The following is a 6878-nucleotide window of genomic DNA, read 5'->3' as shown; positions in this document are numbered from 1 at the left end:
GACGCCGGACGCCGGACGCCGGACGCCGGACGCCGGACGCCGGACGCCGGACGCCGGACGCCGGACGCCGGACGCCGGACGCCGGACGCCGGACGCCGGACGCGGAGCGGCGGGACCGTTCCGCCGCGTGTGCTGTCGATGGGAGCTTCGCGGGCCGGTTCGGGGCGGACCGGTCACCGACGAGAGGTACGCCCTGATCGCCCGGACCTGACCGGGAGGATCATCCCCGCGGGGGAACCGGCGGCGACGCCGCACGGCCCAGGTCCGGGTGGAGATCGCCGAGGACGCGGTCGGCCCCCTTCACATGTATTGGTATCGCCGGGTATCTTGCATTGCATGGAACCAGGCGATTCGGCCAAACAGGCCCGGGCGGCCGCCCAACTGCGCAAGGGCGTCCTGGAGTACTGCGTCCTCGCCCTGATGCGGGACCGTCCCCGCTACGGCGTGGAACTCCTCCACGCCCTGGAGGACTCCGGTGCCCTGGCCACCAGCCAGGGCACGGTCTACCCGCTGCTCTCCCGGCTCCGCCGCGACAACCTGGTCACCACCACCTGGCAGGAATCCGCCTCCGGACCACCCCGTCGCTACTACGCCCTCACCGACAGCGGCCGGGCCGCGCTCGACGAGTTCACCCGCGTCTGGCCGGGCTTCCGCAACGCCGTCGACGCCTTCCTGACCACCCCGCGCCCCTCCACCGGAGACCCCGAATGAAGACCTCTGCCGACCGCATAAGCGACTACCTCGACGCCGTCGAACGCGAGGGCTCCGCACTGCCCGCCGACCGCCGCCAGGAACTCCTCGCCGACCTCGCCGAGCACATCGAGGTGACCTGTGCCGAGCGCCCCGACGCGGCGATCGGGGAGATCCTCGCGGAGCTGGGGGACCCCCGCGCGATCGCGGCAACGGCGCTGGCCGAGGCGGGAAGCGGGGCCGCCGGTACCTCGGCCCTGAGCGGTGTCGACGCACCCGACCGGCGGGGCAAGGTGCACCCCCTGGTCCCGCTCCTGATGCTCACCCTCTCGCTGGCCTTCATCATGGTCTTCCCCGACCACTCCGGGCCGCTGGTCGGCGTCCTGTTCCGCATCACCGGCGCCGTGCTCCTCTGCACCTCGGTGCACTGGAGCGCCGTCCAGAAGACAACCGGTGTCCTGCTCACCGCCGTCCTGCCGACCGCCGTCATCGGCGTCTACAACCAGGCGGGCGGCCCGGCCGGCACCCCGGCCCTCCTGGCCAACCTGGTCACACTCGCCGTGCTGGCCGGCACGGCGGCATGGCTCTGGCGGGTCCGCCGGGCCTGAAGGAGCCTGCCGTCCGGGCATGAGCGCCGGGTGTCCCACGGCCGGAACCGCCCCGGCCCGGCCTGCTCGGCACCGTGCCGAAGTCGACCACGACCCCCTGCTCGAACCCGCTGCCGACGATCTCGATGGGGGCGCCGGCCTTGCCGACGGGGGTGACGAGCGTGACCACCGGACCCGACTGCACCTCAGGCGCGCCGAGGAGTCCCAGGTAGGGGAGTTGGCGTGCTGGAAGGTCACCTGCCCCATCTCCGCCGGCGGTGGGGGCGGAGAAGGTGTGCAGCGGTGCGGCGGACCTGCGGCAACTGGACGCACTCGCCGGTCACGTCCGCACCTTCGGAAGGATGATCACCGGACTCCAAGGCGACCAGCTCCCGCAGTGGATCGAAGCGGTCCGTGCCGATGATCTCCCCAGCCTCCACGCCTTCGTCAACGGCCCGGAACGAGACCTTGCCGCCGTTACCGCCGGGCTGACCCTGCCCTGGAGCTCGGGCGTCGTCGAGGGCCACGTCAACCGGATCAAGATGCTGAAGCGCCAGATGTACGGCCGGGCTGGCTTCGCACTGCTGCGGAAACGAGTCCTGCCGGCAGCCTGACGGGGCAGTTACGAACTCTGTTGGAATCGCTCTGCAGCCTGAACAGGCGTGTCGTAGTAGCCGCGCCGTGCCAGCAGGACCGAGCGGAAGCAGTAGCCCTGTTCTTCCTCCGGCTCGTCGTCGGCTGCGAACGGGCGCCAGAAGCTCAGGAGCAGGTCGGAGGCGACGAAGGACGCCGGGTCGTCTGGGTCTGCCTCGATCGAGGTGTACTCGCCCATGCGTCGCACCAGCTCGCGAGCCGGAACCGCGAACAGGTCCAGGCCCCGGAAGATGACTCGGTCTGTCGGAACCGATGGCCTCCCGAGCTCAATGGCTTCGAGCATGTCTCGCGTGCAGTGGATGAATTCACCTGCACCCAGCTGTACCTCACCGCGCTGGAGAACCCCGGCGGCTGCACCCTCGACCGGCTCCTGCAGCTCCCCAACCAGGACATGGTCGACGACGTCGTCCACCAGCTCTACCTGGCCACCACCGGCCCCCTGGAGGCGCTGCGCGCCGCACCCAGGCCCAGGACTGCGCCGGCGGGCCCACCTTCCCGGGCGCAGGCATCACCGTCGACGCCGACCTCGTGGTCGACGGCCTGCGGCTCGACTTCAAGACCACCAAGCACCCCTTCGCCCAGCTGGCCCGTGGAGGAATACCTCAACCTCCTCGGCACCTGCCGCCGCGACCTGCCCACCCGGCGCACCGTCGTCGCCGAACTCCTCGCCGGCTGCGAGGCCGACGCCATCCCGTACGGGCAGGAGGAAGAGGACCAGGCCCACGAGCTACTTGAGCTTGTCGTTTGACGTCTCCCAGGCTGACAGCGTCTCTGTTGACGGTCTGGGTGACCGGGGCCGAGAGGCCTGGGTCAGGCGGTTCCGCCGATAACGCTGCTGGCGGCGAGGCGGAAGTCCTTGACTGCCTGATAGAGGGTTCGCTCTCGTTCGACGGCAAGGGCGGTGTCTTCTGCCTTACGGGTGGTGTCTCCCGCATGGGCGTTCTCGGCCAGGCGCCGCATGACGCGCGAGAGATCGCTGGAGGCGTTGGTCACGCGTTCCGCGACTTCCGCGAGGGGTGCCGGCCCTTCGAGAATGACGACTTCGCAGGCGCGGTGGACCTCGCGGGCCAGGGTGATGAAACGGCCTGTCTTCTCGTTGATGTCGGGGAGGTCGGGTTGGTCTGAACGCAGCGCGTCGAGAACGGCGTCCATGGCGACGTCGCGGTCATGGAGAGCGCTGAGGTAGCCGGCGTAGGCGTCGCGGCGATGCTGACGGCTCCATTGGGCGTGCTGGGACCGTGCCTGAGCACGGCCGTTGACGATTGCGGCCCCGAGGGTGGTGACGGAACCGACGGCGGCGCCCAGCAGTGCGGCAAGTCCTGAGTCCATGGGCCCCAGTCTGCCGTTCTTGCTGTTCATCCAGTTCGCCGGGGCTTCGCGCCCTTCTCGTGGTGGGTGGGCCGGCTGTATCCCTCACCGGTGGCGAGGACGCGTCCCACGTCGTGACGGGTGGCCTTGCGACGGTTCTTCGAACCAGGTGGCCGACCTGGCCCGGGCCGGGAGGGGGTTTCGCCTATGCCTGAAGGGCGCGGTTCAGGCCTGTGGGGCCTGGATGTGAGGTTGGTTGGTCCAGTAGATGCCCCGGGCGAGTGGAGTCCACAGTGCCTCCGGGAGGGCGACGACAAGTCGGCCGGTACGGGCTGCCACTTCCTCAGCAGTCCGCGGTGCTCCAGCTCGGCCCGCAGTCCGGGGCCAGTGTGAGGGCCCGTGTGGGGCGGTGCCGTGCGGACTCCCGGTGTGCATGCTGTGCGGCACGGATGCGGGTCTGCGCGGCGCGCCGCTGTACTCCTCGGAGCAGGGTCTTCACCCGCATGACCAGCCGACGCTCGATCGGACGTCTGGCCACTGCGACCGCTGCGGCGACCGTGGGTCTGATACTCGGGGCTACTCAGGCATTCGCCGGCACGGCGGCCCTGAGTCGCTCGCTCTACCTGACCGGTAGTCCGACGGCAGGGGCCTCGGCCTCGATGAGCCGCTCGATCTACCTTGCGGCCGGAAACTACGCGTGGGACATTTCCACCTCCGACGCGGGCAACAGCTACGTCGACAGCCACGGTTCGCGAAGCATCTATCTCGCGGCCGGCACGTACGACTGGAACTGCACGATCAGCTCGCCTGCGAACGGTTACTACAAGAACACTTGCTCACTCGACAAGGGTGCCGGTCCCGCCTACATGGAGTCCGGCTGGTTCACTCTTCCTCGCAGTGGCGGGTACACCATGGACAGCTACCTGACGCAGTTCTAGGTGTACTGCCCCCGGGTGGGGGAGCGGAGCAGAGGGCGGAGGCACGGCCCCCGTGAAACGGGGTCACCTCCCGCGCGCAGCACGGGAGGTCCGCGAAGCGGGCCTCCCCCGAGGGCAGTCCGAAGCGAAGCGCAGGACTCCGGCCCGAAGCCCAAGCCCCGCCGAGCGCAGCGAGGCGGTTCTCTTCCCAGGCGCGCAGCGCCTGAGCGCTGTCCGGTAACCGGACGCAGCCCTCTTGCCGACCCGGATCGGACAGTGTCAGTGGCTGGTGACAGGATCGAGGGGTGCTGATCAAGGACCACCTCGGGCCGATGCTCGCGCTCCAGCCCCGCAAGCGGGTCACCAAGGACACCGTGCTCATCGTCGACGGCACCCCGGTCCCCACCCGCGACCACACCATCGCCGGGCGGTCGAAGAACTACCGGTACTCCACCAGCCACCAGGTCGTCATCGACGCCGACACCCGCCCGGTCGTCGTAGTCGGCCGGCCGCTCGCCGGCAGCCGCAACGACTGCAAGGCCTGGGAGGAATCCGGCGCCAAGGCCGCGGTGCCCTTGGCCGTTCGCTGTACCTGATCGTTTCAGAATGACGTTCGTAGGCGGCGGAGACATATGAGGCTGCAGGCCAGTTCAAGCAGGCCCTGGTGGAGGTCGGCGCGTCGCTCGTAGCGGATGCGTAGTCGTTTGAACTGGTGCAGCCACGCGAAGGCGCGCTCGACCACCCAGCGCACTTTGCCCAAACCGGAACCGTGGGCGACGCCGCGGCGGGCGATCATGGGTTTGATGCCGCGCTTCCACAGCAAGCGGCGGTACTTGTCGAAGTCATAGCCCCGGTCGGCATACAACCGTCGGGGCCTGTGGCGGGGGCGTCCGCGGAGCCCCCGAATCGTTGGAATGGCATCCAAGAGCGGCAGGAGCTGGGTAACGTCGTGTCGGTTGCCACCCGTGAGCGTAACCGCGAGCGGGGTTCCCCGGCGGTCGACGATCAGGTGGTGCTTGGAGCCAGAACGGGCACGGTCGACCGGTGAGGGGCCAACAAGATCCCCCCTTGAGAGCCCGGATGTGCGATCCGTCCACGGAGCAGTCGTCCAGCTCCAGCAGACCCCCGCGTCGAAGCTCGGTCAGTAGCGCGGCATGCAGGCGCGACCAGACACCAGCCTCGGTCCAGTCCCGCAGCCGACGCCAGGTCGTCACCCCGGAGCAGCCCACGGATTCCCTCGGAACGTCGCGCCAGGCGACACCGGTTCGCAGCACGTACAGCACGTCGGCGAGTGCCACTCGATCGGGAACGCGCAGGCGCCCGGGGTGGCGACGTCGTCGTTCGGGAGCGGGCGGCAGCAGCGGGGCCACGCGCTCCCACAGATTGTCCGGAACAAGATCAGTACGCACCCGGACACCTTGCCCACCGTGACCGCCAACGGCAAACCTCGCAGCTTGACTTGGCCCAGAAAGGCCTGCGAGGTGGCGGACGCGGGCCAGATCAGTTCAGCGACGGCGGGACCCAGGCGTGGTGACGCAGGATCATATGTATGGCGACCCGGGACGGTGTCAGTCGCATCGCCGTGTTCCGCAGGGTGACGGCCAGCGGGTGGGACAGTTGCTGACCCATTTTCCCGGCCTGCCGGGCGGCCACTGCGACGGCCTGGCTCCGCGGCCGGCGCTCGGCGTCGTAGCGGGCGAGCGCGGCCTCGACGGTGGACTCGGCATCGAGGGCGGCGCCCAGAGTGACCGCATCCTCCAGGGCCTGGCAGGCGCCCTGTCCCAGGTTGGGGGTCATCGCATGGGCCGCGTCGCCGAGCAGCGCGATCCGACCGACCACGTATGAAGGGAGAGACGTGCGGAGTTCGTTCACGTCGTGATGCAACACCGCCTCGGGCCGGGTCGCGTCGAGCAGCGCGGGGATCGGGGCGTGCCAGGTGTGGAATCGTCGGCGCAGTTCGGTCAGCGGGTCGGCGAACCGCGTACCGGCGGGGAGGCTGAGGACGGCGTGCCACTCGGCCCTCCCGTCCAGGAGAGCGATGTGTCCGAACTCCGCGCCCCGGCCCCAGGTCAGCTCGAAGTCGGTACGCAGATCGACCGTGTGCTCGGTGATCGCCCGCAGCACCGTCGAGCCGCTGTGGACCGGGCCGGGGTGCTCTGGGAAGAGTTGGCCGCGGACTGTGCTGCCGATACCGTCGGCCGCCACTACCAGATCGGCCTCCAGGACCGTGGTGCTGTAGCCGACGTGAACCGTCTCCGGGCCGACCTGCTCGACCGTTGCCGCCTCGGAGCCGATCGCCAGTGCCCCGGCGGGCAATGCTTCGCGTAGCAGTCGGTGCAAGGTGGAACGGGGGATGCCCATGATCGGCGTGCCCACCGCCTTCTCCAGTGCCGAGCCGTCCATCCGGGCCAGCCAGCCACCCCGGGGCGTCCGGGTGCCGCCGCTGTACTGGCCTCGCGACGCGTCCCGAACCGCCCCGCCGACCCCGAGTTCGTCCAATGCCCGCAGGCCGTTGGCAGCCAATGAAATGCCGGCCCCCGCGTCCTCAAGCAGGGACGAACGCTCAAGGACCGTCACGTCCCAGCCAATGCGGTGCAGGCCGATTGCGGCGGCCAGCCCGCCAATTCCCCCTCCGACTACCACTGCCGTGTTGCCCATGGCGGAGCCTCCTTCTTCTACATTTGTAGAAACCGACTCTATCCTGAGTCTCTACGGGTGTAGA

8 protein-coding genes and 3 pseudogenes are annotated in these 6878 nt (G+C 69.6%); 6 read left to right on the top strand and 5 right to left on the bottom strand.

Features of this window, described 5'->3' with window-relative positions:
• Window positions 1-336: 336 nt before the first annotated feature.
• From ACZ5D2_RS29085 to ACZ5D2_RS29075, 3 genes and pseudogenes are all read left to right on the top strand, one after another.
• Complete coding sequence (locus tag ACZ5D2_RS29085) at window positions 337-711, top strand: PadR family transcriptional regulator (protein ID WP_468933356.1); 375 nt, start codon at window positions 337-339, stop codon at window positions 709-711.
• The gene (locus ACZ5D2_RS29080; protein WP_331738786.1) at window positions 708-1298 is read left to right on the top strand and encodes an HAAS signaling domain-containing protein; all 591 of its coding nucleotides are present in this window, start codon (window positions 708-710) and stop codon (window positions 1296-1298) included. The genes ACZ5D2_RS29085 and ACZ5D2_RS29080 overlap by 4 nt, the downstream gene beginning before the upstream one ends.
• Before the next feature lie 302 nt (window positions 1299-1600).
• A pseudogene (locus ACZ5D2_RS29075) lies at window positions 1601-1891 on the top strand (transposase); the annotation flags it as partial.
• An 8-nt stretch (window positions 1892-1899) separates the two neighbouring features.
• Here ACZ5D2_RS29075 and ACZ5D2_RS29070 read toward each other — a convergent pair.
• Window positions 1900-2214: a hypothetical protein gene (locus ACZ5D2_RS29070; RefSeq protein ID WP_331738789.1), complete on the bottom strand. Its 315-nt coding sequence runs from the start codon at window positions 2212-2214 to the stop codon at window positions 1900-1902.
• A 12-nt stretch (window positions 2215-2226) separates the two neighbouring features.
• On the opposite strand from ACZ5D2_RS29070, the gene ACZ5D2_RS29065 reads away from it, so the two are divergent.
• Complete coding sequence (locus ACZ5D2_RS29065) at window positions 2227-2679, top strand: hypothetical protein (protein WP_468933351.1); 453 nt, start codon at window positions 2227-2229, stop codon at window positions 2677-2679.
• A 62-nt stretch (window positions 2680-2741) separates the two neighbouring features.
• Here ACZ5D2_RS29065 and ACZ5D2_RS29060 read toward each other — a convergent pair whose 3' ends face one another.
• Complete coding sequence (locus ACZ5D2_RS29060) at window positions 2742-3260, bottom strand: proline dehydrogenase (protein WP_331738798.1); 519 nt, start codon at window positions 3258-3260, stop codon at window positions 2742-2744.
• A 26-nt stretch (window positions 3261-3286) separates the two neighbouring features.
• Window positions 3287-3436 (bottom strand): annotated as a pseudogene (locus tag ACZ5D2_RS29055) (NF041680 family putative transposase); the annotation flags it as partial.
• Window positions 3437-3742: 306 nt separating this feature from the next.
• Between ACZ5D2_RS29055 and ACZ5D2_RS29050 the strand changes: the two are divergent.
• A complete protein-coding gene (locus ACZ5D2_RS29050; protein ID WP_468933348.1) occupies window positions 3743-4177 on the top strand; it encodes a hypothetical protein in 435 nt (144 codons plus the stop codon).
• Window positions 4178-4467: 290 nt separating this feature from the next.
• Window positions 4468-4728: pseudogene (locus ACZ5D2_RS29045) on the top strand (transposase); the annotation flags it as partial.
• 29 nt (window positions 4729-4757) lie between these two features.
• Here ACZ5D2_RS29045 and ACZ5D2_RS29040 read toward each other — a convergent pair.
• A protein-coding gene (locus tag ACZ5D2_RS29040) for an IS5 family transposase (protein WP_468933345.1) occupies window positions 4758-5565 on the bottom strand; the annotation gives its coding sequence in 2 pieces (ribosomal slippage) (window positions 4758-5226 and window positions 5225-5565; 810 coding nt in all).
• 91 nt (window positions 5566-5656) lie between these two features.
• Window positions 5657-6814 carry an FAD-dependent monooxygenase gene (locus tag ACZ5D2_RS29035; RefSeq protein WP_331738807.1) on the bottom strand — a complete coding sequence of 386 codons (1158 nt, stop codon included), beginning with the start codon at window positions 6812-6814 and terminating at the stop codon, window positions 5657-5659.
• Window positions 6815-6878: the final 64 nt, after the last annotated feature.

Source organism: Streptomyces sp. NPDC031479 (genome assembly GCF_055581065.1).
The sequence above is the reverse complement of the archived record's forward strand: the minus strand, read 5'-3'. Positions and strand labels throughout refer to the sequence as shown.